Source organism: Pseudoalteromonas sp. McH1-42, assembly GCF_022347845.1.
In the GTDB taxonomy this organism is placed as follows: Bacteria; Pseudomonadota; Gammaproteobacteria; order Enterobacterales; family Alteromonadaceae; genus Pseudoalteromonas; species Pseudoalteromonas rubra_D.
The window spans coordinates 1-17,234 of record NZ_JAKRFU010000044.1 but is presented as its reverse complement, the minus strand read 5'-3'; the positions used below and the strand labels follow the sequence as shown (position 1 = coordinate 17,234).

Here is a 17,234-nt window from a genome sequence, read left to right as displayed (position 1 = left end):
TTTAAGGATGGCCAGCACCGCCACCATCATTTCCAGCGAGCGGCCCACACACAGACCCACCAGCGTATCCGGGCCTACCTGATGCTCAGCCCGTAAATAATGGGCCAGCTGGTTGGCGCGTTCATTCAACTGCTGATAAGTCAGTGTGCCCTCATGGCTCTTGACGGCAATGCGCGCGTCACATTGTGCGGCGCGTGTTTCAATGAGCTGGTGTACCGGCAACGCAGACAAAGTCACGCTCGGCCCGCATAAATCTGCCAGATAGGCCTGTTGCTCTTGTGTGTCCATCAATGTCAATTGAGCCAACGCCGTGCTGGCAAGGCTATTACTGAACAGGTGTATTGCCCGGATCAGATGACGATTCAGAGTTGCAATATAGTCATCATCAAACAACGCCAGATCATACGTCCAGCGCAGTACGTAGCCTCCGTCCTGTGGGGTAATGTCGATATCTATGTCGTACTTCAGCGACACAATCTCGCGCTCGTACTGCCCAAAGCGCAGTCCGTCCAGTCCAACATCAGACTGATCGCTCACCCCAAAGTCACTGTCCATGGACAACATGATCTGAAACAGCGGATCGTGCGACAGGCTGCGCTCGACATTTAAACGCTCGACTAACTGCTCAAAAGGCACATCCTGATTGTCCTGCGCGTCCCGATGCACTTCACGCACGTGAGCAAAATAGTCACCGAGCGTAGCGTGTTGCGTTTGAGTTCTGAGCACCAGATTATTGACGAAAAAGCCGATCAGCGGCTCCAGTTCGCTTTGCAATCGGTTGGCGACCGGTGTGCCGATCAGAATATCTTGCTGATTACTGTGTTGTGCCAGCACCCAGCTCAACGCACTGTGTACCAGCATAAAAGGCGACATCTCGTTACGCTGCGCCACGGTCGTGAGCTGTTGGCTTAGCGTACTGTTAAGACTAAAACTCTGACACCCGGCAGCCGTTTGTTTTTCTTCCGGGCGTGGTTGTTTCAGCGGCAAGCTATGGACCGAGGGCGCGTCGGCTAATGTTTCCTGCCAGTATGATAACTGTGATTCCAGTACGTTTTCCTGCAACCAGGTTTGCTGCCATAGCGCATAATCGGCGTACTGAATGGCCAGTTCAGGCAAAGGATTCTCTGCCCCTTGTGCAAACGCCCGATAAAGAGTCAGAAACTCCTGACTGAGCAATTCAATTGACCAGCCATCAGACGCAATATGATGCATATTGAACAGCAACACCCCGTCTTGCTGCGCGCTCCCCGGATTTGCAAGCAAAATATAACGTGCCCGCATCATCACATCCTGTGTCAGATCAAACGGGGTATTCAGCTCCTCATCAATCAAGGCTTCGAGCTGCGCCGAACGAGCACTTGCTTCCAGTGTGGTCAAATCGCTGTGGGCGATAGCAAAGGTCACCTCGTCACGAATATGCTGCCGGGCTCCGTTTTCACCATCAACCACCACTGTGCGCAGTATTTCATGACGGCGGATAATGGCCTGACAGGCACGCTCAGCCACCGCCAGATCCAGCTCCCCGGTGACTGTCATCACGGCAGGCATATTATATTGTGCCGAGCCCTGTTGCAGCTGGTCGATAAACCATAACCGGCGCTGTGAAAACGACAGCGGTGCTAAGGTCTGATATTGCTCAGCGCGCGGCGTAACGGCCTCGCGCTTAGGTTGTGCTTCGCTGTCACTCAAATAAGCCAGCAATTGTGTTTTATTATCTCTGATCAGCTGCGCTATCTCTGCGGTGACTGCGCCCTTTTCAGCTTCGACTACGAGCGACCCGTCAGAGACACTCACCAAAATCAACTTGTCCTGAAGCAGACTTACTAACTGTTGCGGTTTCATTAAAACACAATCCTTTCTACATTATCTGATTGTTCTAACTTAGCTTTTAGTGCTTTAGCGGCCAGCAACTCATCGAGCTGCACGGCTTGCTCAGCCACCGAGGTGTACTTAAATAACTGTTTGATAGTCAGTGTGCAGTCAAACCGACTTTCGATGTCTTTCATCAACTTAATCACCAGCAGAGACTGACCGCCCAGAGAGAAGAAGCTCACCTGGGTACTAATTTGCCCTTCATCCAGGCCCAGCACCTGAGACCAGATGGCCACCAAAGCCAACTCAGTATCGGTTTGTGGCGCAATATACTCGCCGCCCAATCCGGCATGCTCCGGGACAGGCAGCGCTTTACGATCGATTTTGCCGTTCGGAGTTTGTGGCCACTCATCCAGCAATACAAAACTGGCTGGGATCATATATTCAACCAGGGCGTCACCGAGTTGTGACTTGATAGCATCGATCAATACCTGTTGAGACGCTTCATCGCCCAATGTATGCGGCTTCACATAGGCCACCAGGTGCTGATTACCCTGCGTATCCTCAAGCGCCATAACCAGTGCTGAGTCCACTTCACTGTGCTCACCGATGTGATACTCAATTTCGCCCAGTTCGATACGCAACCCGCGGATCTTCACCTGATGGTCAATACGACCCATGTATTCGATGACGCCGTCATTGCGATAACGCACCAAATCGCCCGTTTTGTAGAGACGCTGGCTGCTACCCGCTTCGCTGTCATCATAAAATGGGTTAGCAATAAAGCGCTCTTCGGTCAGATCTGCGCGATTATGATAGCCGCGCGCCAGACCGTCTCCGCCGATGTGTAATTCACCGCATGCGCCCTGTGGTAACAGGTTGAGTGCGTCATCCAGTACATAGAGCTGGATATTCTGAATTGGCTTACCAATGGGCACACTACTGCCATAAGGCTGAGAACAATCCCAGTAGCTGACGTCGATGGCCGCTTCAGTTGGACCATAAAGATTGTGTAACTGCGCACAAGGCAACACGGCCCGGAACTGCTCTACATGGCTGATCTGCAATGCTTCACCACTACAGAATACTTGTTTGATTGAAGTACAACGACTCAAGTCACCATGCTCCAGCATCACACCCAGCATAGAGGGTACAAAATGTAGCTTAGTGATGCCTGCTTCGACGATCAGGTCACTCAGGTAATCCGGGTCTTTGTGGCCACCTGGCTTGGCAATCACCAACTCAGCCCCTTTGAGCATGGGCCAGACAAATTCCCATACCGACACATCAAAGCTGTAAGGCGTTTTTTGTAATATCTTGTCGTGAGGTCCACAGCCATACTCTTCATCCATCCAGTCGATGCGGTTATGCAGCGCCTGATGTTCAAGCAATACGCCTTTTGGCATGCCAGTGGAGCCAGAGGTATAAATGGTATAAGCCAGATTAGTTGCACTGAGACCAATATCGCTCACTGTGATGTTAGTATCACTATGAGCATCGTAGTCAAAGCCATCGAGCTCAACAACCTGCGCTTCACCCAGCGCGACACGCGCAGCGACCTCTTGGGTACTCAGCACGACGCTGGCTCGAGCATCTTCCACCAGATATGCCAGTCTGGCACTGGGCAGCTCTGGATCAAGCGGCACATACGCACCGCCGGCTTTGAGAATACCCCAGATCCCGATGACCATTTCAAAGGAGCGCTCCACGCACAGTCCGACCAGAGCATCCGCACCCACGCCATGTTCGTTGCGCAGATAGTGGGCCAGCTGATTGGCTTTACTGTTGAGCGTTTCATAACTCATTGTCTGTGCGCCAAAGCGCAGCGCCGTAGCCTGAGGTGCGCGGACAACTTGCTGCTCAAACAGCTCATGAACACACACCTCTCGGGTATAATCCCGGGCCGTGTCATTCCACTGCTGTAATTGCTCATAACGCTCCTGCTCTGACAACAGTGGCAGCGTATCCAACGGATTGGCCAGCTGTGCCTGAGTGAGACGCGCCAGATACCTGAGTACGCCCTGGAGGTGTTTATCCAACGCCACAATGTGCTGCTCGCTAAATAGTCCAGTGTCATACAACCAGTTAACGGTCAGTCCGGCATCATCCAAGTCAATGTTAATTTCGATATCAAACTTGGTGGTACAGGCCTCCGGCAGCCTAGGGGTGAACTCCAGCCCAGCCAACTGTTGCCCAGAACTGTCAGCCAACGCAAATTCTGAATTGGTAGTCAGCATGATCTGAAACACCGGGCTATAGGCCGTAGATCGTGGGATTTGTAAGGCATCAACTAACTGTTCAAACGGCACATCCTGATGTGACTGGGCACCAATATGGGCCTCTTTGACGTGCTCAAGGTAATCGCCCAAATTATGATGACGAGTACTGACTCTCAGTACCAGCGTATTGGCAAAATAGCCGATGAGGTCAGCCACTTCCGGTTGCGCACGATTCGCCACCGGTGTACCAATCACAATATCGTGCTGATTACTGTGGCGCGACAGCACATAAGCCAATGCACTGTGCACTAGCATAAATGGCGTGATCCGGGCCGCTTCAGCAAAGCTTTTAAGTCCCTGGCTCAGCGTGCCTGGCAACAAGCTAGTGAAGCCTTTGGCACTGAACGCTTTTTCTTCCGGGCGCGGCTTATCCAGTTGCAGACCATGCACGGCCGGCGCATCGTTCAGGGTTTCGCGCCAGTAATTGAGTTGCGTTTCCAGCGCTTTGGCGCCGCCTTGCGCGTTATTCAGCCAGTCACGCTGCCAGATTGCATAGTCGGCATATTGGATAGCCAAAGGTGGTAACGCAGCCTCAGTGCCCGAGACGAGCGCTTCGTAGAGTGCCATAAACTCGTTAGACAACAACTCCACCGACCACCCATCCGAGGCAATGTGGTGCATATTAAATGCCAGTACGCCACGCTGAGGTTGGTTATGATCGGCATAATTAAGCAGGACATACTGAGCGCGGAGCATCAAATCGCTGTCCAGTTTAAATGGCGTCAGCGCATCTTCGCTTAGCAGCTGGTTAAGCCGGTCTGTTTTGGCGCGTTCGCTCAGCTCACTTAAATCCTGCAAAGTCAGGGTCAGCGCGCCGTGGCTGCGGATCTGCTGCACCGGCTCGGCATCCTGCTCCAGATAAACCGTGCGCAATGCTTCATGACGCGCAACCAGGCTATTCAACGCCCCCTGGGCGGCATCCAGATCTAATACACCATCCACATCAAAGGCCACCGGCATGTTGTACTCAGCACTGCTGCCATTGAGCTTGTCGATAAACCACAAGCGCTGCTGAGCAAACGACAGTGGCAGGTGTGCATTGTCTTCACGCGGCTGCGCCACAATGGGTGGCTGCACCACGACATCAGTTTGCTGTGCAACACGTTCAGCCTGCTGTGCGATGGTCGTTGCGGCAAAGATATCCTTAACACTTAGCTCGCATTGCAGCTGAGTTCGGATCCCGGCCAGCAGCTTCATCAGCAACAGAGAGTGTCCTCCCAGCTCGAAGAAGTTGGCCTCTACGCTGACCTGACCATGCTCCAGTTTAAGTAAATCAGCCCAGATCCCAACCAGGGTGTATTCAGTGTCATTGCGCGGCGCAACGTACGTTTGCTCGCCCAGTCCGGCATCCGGCGCTGGCAGCGCACGTCTGTCGACTTTCCCATTGGCTGTCAGTGGCCACTGAGTCACGGTAACAATGGCGCCCGGTAACATATAGGCAGGTAATTGCTCACCGAGCGCTGCTTTTAATTGGCTCAGCCAGGTCTCATCTGTATCGGCTTCTGCGGCTTTTACATAGGCGACCAGTTGCAACGTGTCATCCGCCAGTGGCATAGCCTGCACCAAAGCAGAGTCCACCATTGCCAGCTCAGCAATGCGATTTTCCACTTCGCCCAGCTCAATACGATGACCGCGAATTTTAACCTGATCGTCCTGACGACCCAGATAATGTAGCTCGCCGTTTTCATCATAACGGGCCAAATCACCCGCGCGATACAAACGCTCCCCAAGCCAAGGGTAACGCTGGGTGTCGAATGGATTGTCAATAAATCGCTCGGCACTGAGTGCTTCGCGGTTAAGATAGCCGAGGGCAAGACCTGCACCACCGACATAGATTTCGCCCGCGCACCCATCAGGTACCAGTTTCAGTGCATCATCGAGCAGTACGATGTGCTGGTCGCGCAGCGGTCTGCCAATGTTGATCGGCGCATTGGGTTCTATACGTTTATAGGTCACATGCACCGTGGTTTCTGTGATCCCATACATGTTAATGAGTTCAGTTGGCTGCTGTGCAAAGTGCGTCCACCACTGGCTAACATGACTTGGCGTAAGCCCTTCGCCACCAAATACGATGCTGCGCAACGAAGGTAAGGCCTGTTGTGCCGTCACCAGATATTCGGTGAGCTGTTTAAAGGCACTCGGCGTCTGGTTGAGAATAGTCAGGGCGTTACGCTGACACAAAGCCACAAACAATTGACTATCCTTGACTTCATCCAGGCTTGGCATCAGCAGCTTGCCACCAAACAGCAGGGCGCCCCAGATCTCCCAGACACTGAAGTCAAAAGCAAAGGAATGGAACACACACCAGCAATCGTCTTCATTAAAGTTAAAATCGGGCTGAGTCACATCAAACAGGCGACCGACATTGCGGTGCGTTTGCAACACCCCTTTTGGTTTACCCGTGGAGCCCGAGGTGTAAATCACATAGGCCAGATTATCCGAAGTATGTGTCGTTAACTGCACGTTATCCGTGCTGTAACCCGTCAATGCCAGCTGATTCAGGTCGATAATAGGCGTGTCTTGAAGTGCAAGCGCATCGGCCACCTGATCTTCGCCCAGCACCAGCGCCACGCCCGCATCCTGACAGATAAAGTCGAGGCGCTCCTGCGGATAGTTAGGATCAAGCGGAACATACGCACCACCGGCTTTGAGAATCGCCAGTATGCCCACAATCATGTTGACCCCACGACCCACGCAGAGGCCTACCAGCGTATCCGGGCGGATATCGTGTGCTTCAATAAGATAGTGTGCCAGCGCATTGGCCCTCGCGTTCAATTCGCGATAAGTCAGCGACTCTTGCTGATATACCAGTGCAGTGCGCTCGCCAAATTTGGCTGCCTGACGCTCAAATCGAGCCTGAATGCTGCTTGTTGTGTCTGTGTCGACGGCGTGTAATACATTCGCGCGCATTAGCGCATCTTGTTGTGCCTCGTTCAGGACACTGAGTTTTGCCACCGGAGTGTCAGACTCGTCATGCAACGCACGCAGCAACTGGTCGATGGCGCACGTCACATACTCGCCTATTGCGTTTACGTCAACTGAGCGATCAACTTGCAGGTTGAAGGAAAACGCCTTGCCCCAGTCATCCACACATAAATTAAATGGATAGTTAGTACGCTCTTTAGCAGCGATGGCTTGTGCGCCCCCTTGTGCTGTCGCTTCTGCCAGGCGGGAATGACGATAATTGAAAATGGCACTGAATAAAGGCGTTTGTCCACTGACACCACTACACGCCTGCGCTTGGGTTAGCGACGCCTGTTCATACGGCATCAACCCGAGCAGGGCCTGATCGACCTGCTTCAATAGAGTATCCGCCGCTTCATCTGCCAGATTCACGCGCAGAGGCAGGGTATTGATCATCATCCCCATCATCTGCTCAATGCCCTGCTGGCCACTCATTCGGCCCGACAACACAGTACCAAATACTACATCCCGACTCTGACTACAGGCCGACACCACCATGGCCCAGGCCAGATGGAAAAATGCCGCCGGGCTCATACCGCGTTGCTGCATCAGAGTGCGGATCTGCGAAGATTGTTGCTGGCTCAGTTCACGGTGTAATTCATTGCAGTACAAATCATCAGCGCGGGTACTGTCCAGTCCAAATGGATGGCAGGGCGTCTCAATATCACCCAACTGATCGGTAAAATATTTGCGACTATCCAGTTGCTCCGCATTATGTAGCGTCTGGGCGATAAACTGTCGATAAGGCAAAGCATCAGGCAGCTGTGCAAAAGCTTGCTCATCCATGGCCAGCTCACCCATGATCATTTCAACGGAGATGTGATCGAGCAAAATGTGATGCTCTTTGAGCACCCCGCAGTAAGTATCCGTGGCCGGATCATGAGCCAATTCCAACTGCACTAAAGGTGCCAGCTCAAGATCCATACGATGTATGCCCTCGGCAACATAGGCATCGAGTTTTGCCCGGGCGTCCGTCTGACCAGAGAACGACAACCAGCTTGGTAACAGCTCACAATGACGCAGTACCACCTGTAAAGGGGCTTGACACTCGCGCCAGGCCACCATAGTGCGCAGCACGTCGTAGCGTGCAATGATCTGATTAAAGCGCGCAACGAAACTGTCAATCTGAGCTTCGCTGTCAAACTCAAGCGTGATAGTGGTGACATAGGGGTCGGATTTTTCCGTCGCACTGTGAACCAGGAATATGCTTTCCTGCAAAGGTGCCAGCGGATAGATATCTGCAATATTAGCGGCCCCACCTGGAACACGCTCACTCAGTGTATCCAGCTCGCTCTGAGTTAAAGCGGTTAACGTCACCATATCCGGCGTGATCTGGGTACATTGTGCAGGAATGCCATTTTGCGGTAATTCAGGCTCGCTCTGATTGTCCGCGTCTGTGATGGTTTTGGCCATCTCACCCAGCACTCGAGCGTTAAACAGTGCCTGCACCGACGTACTCAGGCCTTGCTTTTTCAACCGGCTGACCAGCTCCATCACCATCAGAGAATGACCGCCCAATTCGAAGAAGTTAGCCGCCATGCTGACTTCACCAGGTTCCAGATTTAACAGCTCAGCACATAGCGCTGCCAGAGCTTGTTCCTGCTCAGTAACCGGGGCGAGATATTCAACTTCATAGCCCAAACTTTGCGGTACTGGCAGTGCTTTACGATCAATTTTACCGTTTGGCGTTTGCGGCCATTCGTTAAGTACCACGAAATTCGATGGCACCATATAATCGGCCAGCGACTCGCTCAGCTGACTTTGCACTGAGGCGATCAGGGCCTGCTGTGCCTCATCCGTCAACTCACTGTTCGGCTTAACATAGGCTACCAGTCGCTGATTGCCTCTGTCATCACTCAGTGCCATCACCAGTGCAGAATCAACCTGTTCATGCTCACCAATGTGATATTCGATTTCACCCAGCTCAATACGCTGACCCCGGATCTTGACCTGATGGTCCAGACGACCCATGTATTCGATGTTGCCATCTTCACGAAAACGCACCAGATCGCCGGTTTTATACAGGCGTTTGCTGGCGCTTTGCGGATAAAACGGATTATTGATAAAGCGCTCTTCGGTCAGCTCAGGGCGGTTGTGGTAACCTCTTGCCAGGCCTTCACCGCCAATATGTAACTCACCGCACGCGCCCTGTGGCAACAAGTTAAGCGCATCGTCCAGTATATATAACTGAATATTCTGGATAGGTTTACCAATGGGGATGCTGCTGCCATGGGGCATCGCGCAATCCCAGTAGCTAACGTCGATGGCCGCTTCTGTCGGGCCATAGAGATTATGCAACTGCGCGGTAGGTAACAATACCTTAAACTGCTCAACATGACTGATTTGCAGGGCTTCACCACTACAAAACACCTGTTCAATTGAACTGCACGTGGCCAGGTCGCCATGTTCCAGCATCACGCCCAGCATGGAAGGCACAAAGTGCAGTTTGGTCACACCAGTTGCGACAATCAGCTCATTGAGGTAAGCCGGATCTTTGTGTCCACCCGGCTTGGCAATCACCAACTCGGCCCCTTTAAGCATGGGCCAGACAAACTCCCATACCGAGACATCAAAGCTGTAGGGGGTTTTTTGTAAGATTTTATCCTGCGGCTGACACCCGTACTCATTGTCCATCCAGTCGATGCGGTTATGCAACGCCTGATGTTCGAGTAATACGCCTTTGGGCTTACCCGTCGAGCCTGAGGTATAAATAGTGTACGCCAGGTTCTGTGCCGTCAGGCCAATGTCGCTAACCGGAATATTCGATCCCGGATTGGCTTCGAAGTCGAAGTTGTCCAGCGCAATGACCGCCGCATCGCCCAGCGATACCTGTTCAATGATCCCTTGTGTGCTCAGCACCACTCTGGCGCTGGCATCCTCCACCAAATAGTTCAGCCGACCTGATGGCAATTCCGGATCCAGTGGCACATAAGCGCCGCCGGCCTTGAGGATCCCCCAGATACCAATCACCATTTCAAATGAGCGCTCAGTGCATAAGCCAACCAATGCGTCCGGACCAATCGCATGCTCAGTACGCAGATAATGAGCCAATTGGTTGGCCTTGGTGTTGAGCGTGTCATAACTCATGGTGCGTCCGTCAAAGCGCAACGCGATGGCTTCTGGCGTGGCTTTAGCTTGCTGCTCAAACAGTTCATGCACGCAACGCTCACGAGGGTAATCTAACGCTGTGTCATTCCAATCCAGCAATTGTTGTTGTCGCTCAGTGTCGGACAGCAGGTTCAAGGTATTGGGCTTGACTGATAACTCAGCCGGGGTCAATGCTGCCAGTTGCGAAAGTACGGTATTTAAGTGGTTAGCAATAGTGCTGACACGCTGCGCACTAAACAAAGCAGTATCGTAAGTGATCTCTATCGCCACGCCCTGCTCGTTCAATGCCACTTCTATTTCTAAATCAAATTTCGTAGTCACACTGCTGGCAGGGCGCTGAGCGATTTGCAGACCATCCAGTGCCAGTTGTTGCTCCCTGACACCATAATCCGTGTTAGTGGTTAGCATGATCTGAAACAGCGGTGCATGAGCACCGCTGCGAGGTACATTGAGCTTTTCGACCAACTGCTCAAAAGGCACATCCTGATTAGCCTGAGCGCCAAGGTGTACGGATTTTACATGCGCAAAGTAGTCTGTGAGGCTGGCCTGCTCAGTATTCAACCGCAGCACCAGCGTATTAGCGAAGTAGCCAATCAACCCCTCTAATTCTGCGTGACCACGGTTGGCGATGGGCGTACCAATCACAATATCACTGCTGTTGCTATGACGTGACAGCACATAAGCCAGTGCGCTGTGGATCAGCATAAACGGTGTCAGTTGCTGCTGACGGGCTAAGTGTTGTAAAGCCTGCGCCTGACTCGCGGATAACTCGCTGCGTACCAGTGCACCATAAAGCTGCTTAGTCGCCGGGCGCTCAAAGTCAGGGGTAATACCGTGAACCGCCGGCGCATCGGCCAGCGTTTTTTGCCAGTAGGTGAGCTGCTCGGCAAGCGCCTCTTTAGTCAGGTGCTCGCGCTGCCAGTGCGCATAATCATTATATTGCAATGGCAATGGCGCCAGGTTCGCAACCTGCCCGGATACTCTTGCTTGATAGGCCTGAACAAACTCGCGGGTCAGAATTTCCATGGACCAGCCATCTGACACTATGTGATGCATATTCAGTAGTAATACGCCCTGTTGTGTGCCATCACTGTGTTTATGCGTACACAAATAGGTCACTCTGAACAACATATCTGTTGTCAGATCAAATGGCGCCAGAGTATCGTGCTCAATGTGTGCAGCCACTTCTGACGCCAGGTCGTCACTGCCACACAAGTCGATGCAGCGAATATTAAGCGCCACATCATCGCGGATAGTCTGCCTTGGCCCATCCTCAGAATCATAGTAACCGGAGCGCAAAATAGTATGGCGCGCCAAAATATCGTTGAATGCATCTTCTACGGCCGCCAAATCCACACGACCCTGCACATCCAGTGCAAGCGGGATATTGTACTCGGCCGAAGGCCCTCGTAGTTGCTCTAAAAACCACAATCGCGTCTGTGAGAAAGATAAAACGCTTTGTGTTAACCCCAGAGCAGGAATGCTGCCTGTAGGTTGGGTTAACGCATTTGGTTTTGCTGCCTGTTGGCTCAACAGCTCAATAAGCTGAGTTTTGTTTTCCTTAAGTGCGCTTCTCAACTCATCAGTCATACTGCCTTTTGCTGCTTTAAACTTGAGTTTGCCCTGCTCGACATACAGATGAACGCCCTGTGATATCGCTAACTCGAAAGCCTGATGTACATTCATTAAATCTCACCATCCTCAACTAAATCCTGATCGCAGATACTGTCTGCCGCCTGCGCATTGAGCTGTTGCATTCGCAGCAAGTCAATATGCTGGGCCAGCTGGGCCAGTGACTGCGCCGTAAAAATGTCCTGCATGTCTATCTGTTGTAGCTGTAATTCCGGGTCCGATGTAATCGCTCTGACCAGCTTGCTAACCAGCAGGGAGTGGCCACCCAAAGCAAAGAAATTGGCTGAGGTGCTTATCTCACTTTCCTGCAAATGCAGTAATTGCGCCCAGATGGCAACCAGGCGTTGTTCACTGTGTGTTTCGGGTGCAATGTATTCACCTTCAACAGCCGCTAAATCAGGCTCTGGCAGCGCACGCTTATCAATCTTGCCGTTACTGGTCAGTGGCCATTGAGAGACCGGAACAAACATCCCGGGTACCATATAATCCGGCAGTTTGTCGGCCAGCTCCGTCTTAATGCGCTGGATAATCGCTTTATCATCATTAATATTTTCATGACCAGAGACACTATTTTTGGCATTTTTGTTGTTCAATTGAACATACGCCACTAAGTGTTTGGCACCCGTTGCACTGGTCGCAACAGTCACCACTGCCGCGTCGACATCAAGACAGTCGGCCAGCAAGCCTTCAATTTCACTGATCTCAATCCTGAAGCCGCGGATCTTAACCTGTTGGTCGATCCGACCCAGATATTCCAACTCGCCATCCGGCAGATATCGAACCAGGTCTCCTGTTTTATACAAGGTTTCGGTTACACATTTATTGTGCCCATCGAAATAAGGGTTAGAGACAAATCGCTCTGCGGTTTGCTCCGCTAACTGGTGGTAACCGCGTGCCAGTCCCACACCACTGATGTACAGCTCACCCACCACGCCCGGCGATAGCAAGGCAAGGTTACTATCCAGCACAAAGGCACTGGTGTTTTTCAGAGGCTTACCTATAGTAACTTTCTGTCCGGGACGTAACTCTGCCCAGGTGGCACAAATGGAGATCTCAGTCGGGCCATAAGCATTAACCATCCGGTACGCACCGCCCCACTGTTCAACCACTTCCTGGTCACAGGCTTCACCCCCTACTGCCAGCGCTTTAAGCGCCAAGTCATCACGAAACTCCATCATGGCCAGGAATGCCGGTGGCAATAATACATGAGTAATGGCTTCACTGTGCAGCAGCTGACCTATACTCTCCGGAGACAGACGCTGAACACTGTCGGCAATCACCAAAGTGGCCCCACTCAACAGTGCCATCACGTACTCCCAGGTGCCGGCATCAAAACTCATAGATGCAAAGTGCAATACTTTGCTTTGTCCATCCACTTTCAGATAGTGACGGTGGTTAAACGCGATATTCACTATCCCTTTGTGCTCAAGCAGCACACCCTTTGGCTTGCCAGTCGACCCCGAAGTGTAAATGGCATAGGCCAAGTTTGAAGATGTCAGGCCAGCTACCAGCTCTCTTGGATTGTGGGTCGAATAATCGACAAACGTTTGCACCACTTGCTCATTACCCAAGCCGTCAATGCAGATACTGTGGTAATCGGTTAAATCCAGCTGCTCAATAATAAAATGGGTAGAGAGGATAATTTTAACGCCGGAGTTTTCCATCATGTAAGTTACGCGCTGACGCGGGTAAGCCGGATCCAATGGTACATAGGCTGCACCGGCTTTAAGAATGGCCAGTGTACCGATGATCATTTCCAGCGAGCGCTCAACACATAAGCCGATGAAGGTATCCGGCGTCACCTGATATTCACGGATCAGGAAGTGCGCCAGCTGGTTGGCACGCTCATTCAGTTCGCGATAGGTCAGCTGTTTGTTGCCGAATTTAATGGCAAGCTGATCTGGGGTTTGCAGCGCCTGTTCTTCAAACACCTCATGAATACACTTATCGACCGGATAATCTGCCGCATTGTTATTCAGGCCGTTGATCAAATAGGATTCCAGCTTATCACCCAAAATAGACAGTCGATTTAGTGGCAAGGCACGACGCGTCTGAGGCGACATATCCGCAAGCGCGATCAAGGCATTATTAAAGTGCTCACTCAGCTGCTCAACAAATTCAGCATCAAACAGAGCCACATCATAGTTCCAGATGGTCTCAACCTGGTTGTCGCTAATATTCAGCGCAATTTCAAGATCAAACTTGATCGCCGGATGACTGCCTTCCAGCGGTGACAGGCTCACATCTGGCAGTGCCATCAGGGCCGACTCATCGTTGCCATCAGTAAACTTATCATTGGTGGTCAGCATGATCTGCACCAAAGGTGTGTATGATGAAGTGCGTGGCAAGTTCAGCGCATCAATGAGCTGCTCAAAAGGCACATCCTGATTCACCTGTGCGTTCATATGTACCTGACGTACATGAGCGAGATACGCTTCCAATGTGTTGTGGCGGGTATCAAGGCGCAAAGCCAGGGTGTTGACGAAACAACCAATGAGCGGGCTAAGCGCCTCATCGGCACGGTTTGCCACCGGCGTGCCAATAACAATGTCTGACTGATTGCTATGACGGCTTAGTACTACACCCAAAACAGCGTGCATCAACATAAACGGGCTCAGCTGGGCCTGTTTGGCAACCGCGCCTAACTGCTGTGCCACATACGCTGGCAACGTAGCGGTAACATGCGCTCCCTGAGTCTGCTTTACTTCAGGACGATGATGCTGGGTTGGCAGGCTATGTGTCAGTGGCGCATCTTCCAGTGTCTGCTGCCAGAATGTCAGCTGCTTCTCAAACTCGCCGCCCTGCATTCTGTCTTTCTGCCAAACGGCAAAGTCAGCGTACTGCAACTCCAGCTCAGGCAACGGGTTGACCTGATCGGCCGCAAAAGCCCGGTATAAGGTCACAAACTCATTGATCAGCACATCCATCGACCAGCCGTCGGAAGCAATATGATGCAGCGTTAGCAGTAACACACCGCGCTGATCATGACCAGTTCCCTGCAGTTTCACGTACTGTCCACGGATAGACAACTGCTGAGTCAAGTCAAATGGGCGCTGTGCTTCTTCAAGCAGGCACTGTGACAACTGTGCCTGCTGCTGTTCTCCCTGACTGTCGCTGAGATCGACAAAGCCCAGCGTAAAATCGTGCTCTGGAAGCACATGCTGGCGTACTGCATCATCCTGCTCTCGATAGACAGTGCGCAAAATCTGATGACGCGTCACTATGGTGCTAAGCACCTTCTCAACCAAAGTCAGCTCCAGTGCGCCTTCCACATTCAGCGCAACTGGCATGTTATACTGACTCTGCCCGGATTGCATTTGCTCCAGCAGCCAGAAGCGCTGCTGGGTATAAGAGAGCACACAGCCATCCGGATAATGTCCGGGTTGCGGCCCCTGCGCATTGCCAGATGTCCCTTCTGCATGAGACAGAAATGCAATGATCTCTGCCTTGTTTGCGATGATGTCCTGTTTCAGTGTGGCCGGAAATTCGCTCACCGTCAGGTCAAAATGTAACGCGCCCTCTTTGGCATACAGATAAACGCCTTGGTCTGCTGCCGATTTAACTAATTGTGCAATCATTATAGTGTTCCACTCATCATTACCGATTCATTGGCTTTTTTGTCTTCGAGATATTTTTGTGCCTGCTTGCTCTCAATTACCTTCGAAAGGACCGCTAATTCTGCAGCGTCGTAAATTTCCCGTAATGTCAGCTCGATTTCGAACTGGGTTTTAATTGCCCCCGCCAGCTTGATCAGATAGAGCGAATGACCGCCCAACTCAAAGAAGTTGGCGCTGGTACTGATCTGCTCTTTGTTCAGATCGAGCAGCTCCGCCCAAATTGCCACCAGGGCATGCTCTGTCTCACTTTGCGGTGCAATGTATTCCTGACCTGCCAACATACCTTGCGGTGCTGGCAGGGCTTTTTTATCTATTTTTCCATTTGGCGTCAGCGGCCACTCATCTATCAACACGAACTGGCCTGGGATCATGTGCGCCGGTAAGTCGCCTTCCAGCGCACTTTTCACGTCGCTTAACCAGGCTTGTTGCCGTGTCACATTATCGACTTCCTCTCTTGTCTCACATGTGAGACAAGGCTGTAGATAGGCCACCAGATAATGTCCACCATCGCTGTGTTCACGTGCCATCACCAGGGATGTCGCCACATCCGGGTGAGTATTAAGGCGATGCTCGATTTCCCCCAACTCAATCCTGAAGCCCCGGATCTTAACCTGGTCATCTATTCGTCCAATAAATTCAAAATGACCATCTTCGCGATAACGCACCAAATCGCCGGTGCGGTACAAGCGCTTGCTGTTATTGACTCCCTCCGCTTCATAGTAAGGGTTATCAATAAAACGTTCGGCCGTCAGTTCAGGGCGATTTAAATAACCCCGTGCAACACCAGCACCACCCAGATAGAGCTCACCCACACTGCCGGTCGGTAGCAGCTCCTGAGCACTCCCCAACACATACGCCTGGCTGTTGGCGATTACCCGGCCAATGTCCGGCACCTGATCCAATGCGGTGGTAAAACGTGCCGCTGTTGAATAGGTAGTATCTTCCGACGGACCATATAAGTTGCATACCGCCACACCCGGACAGGCCTCTAAAATCTGATTTACCTGCTGCGCAGTCAGCGGCTCACCTGCGAGGTTAATGACTTTCACCCCTTCAGGTACCGCGCCCACTTCCAGCAATGCCTTCATCGCCGATGGCACAGTATTGATCATACTGATATCTAACTGCTGCTCAGCGAGCGTCATGGCATTTTGTACAATCACGCTCTGATAACCAAAACACAGTGGCAAGAACAACTCGTAAATCGACAAGTCAAAGTTCAGTGACGTCGAGGCCAGCACTTTGCCCAGTTCAACATCGCTGTAGGCTTGTTTCGCCCACTGCAACATTGCCACGGTATTGCCATGTTCAATCATCACGCCCTTCGGCTTGCCGGTCGACCCTGAAGTGTAAATCAGGTAAGCCAGACTCTGGGCCGACACGCCGGTTTCTGCCCGCGTTAAATTGTGCGCAGGATAAGCTGAAAATATGTCGTGATTATGTGACTCTGGTGTGTCCAGTAAAACGACGTTAGCATACCCCAGTGTTATCCCTTCTGCAACATTCTGTTGACTTAACACCACATCTAAACGCGCATCCTCAACCAGATAAGCCAGACGCGATTGCGGGTAGTTCGGATCCAACGGTACATAGGCACCACCGGCTTTGAGAATACCCCAAATCCCTATCACCATTTCCAGCGAGCGCTCGACACACAAGCCCACTAACGAATCCGGTCCGATATTGTGCTCCGCGCGCAGATAATGGGCCACTTGGTTGGCTTTGCTATTAAGCTCACCATAGCTCAGAGTCTGCTCACCAAAGCGCAGTGCAATCTGCTCCGGAGCCGCTGCGGCCTGCTGCTCAAATAATTCGTGAATAC

Annotated in this window: 4 protein-coding genes; all 4 read right to left on the bottom strand. The window is 51.9% G+C overall.

Going from position 1 to position 17,234, the window contains the following annotated elements:
- Nucleotides 1-1,842: condensation domain-containing protein (locus MHN31_RS23655; RefSeq protein ID WP_239445490.1), on the bottom strand; the 1,842-nt coding region annotated here is incomplete at its 3' end.
- Nucleotides 1,842-11,849 (bottom strand): non-ribosomal peptide synthetase, encoded by a 10,008-nt coding sequence (locus MHN31_RS23650; RefSeq protein ID WP_239445489.1) that lies wholly within the window; start codon nucleotides 11,847-11,849, stop codon nucleotides 1,842-1,844. The genes MHN31_RS23655 and MHN31_RS23650, both read right to left, overlap by 1 nt.
- Nucleotides 11,849-15,373, bottom strand: coding sequence for an amino acid adenylation domain-containing protein (locus MHN31_RS23645; RefSeq protein ID WP_239445488.1), 3,525 nt, complete (start codon nucleotides 15,371-15,373; stop codon nucleotides 11,849-11,851). The genes MHN31_RS23650 and MHN31_RS23645 overlap by 1 nt, the downstream gene beginning before the upstream one ends.
- A partial coding sequence (locus MHN31_RS23640) for a non-ribosomal peptide synthetase (protein ID WP_239445487.1) occupies nucleotides 15,373-17,234 on the bottom strand: 1,862 nt, incomplete at its 5' end. The genes MHN31_RS23645 and MHN31_RS23640, both read right to left, overlap by 1 nt.

Bases quoted from the DNA above. Each gene is read 5' to 3' on its own strand.
- MHN31_RS23650 (WP_239445489.1), bottom strand. From the start codon at position 11,849: ATGAATGTACATCAGGCTTTCGAGTTAGCGATATCACAGGGCGTTCAT.
- MHN31_RS23645 (WP_239445488.1), bottom strand. From the start codon at position 15,373: ATGATTGCACAATTAGTTAAATCGGCAGCAGACCAAGGCGTTTATCTG.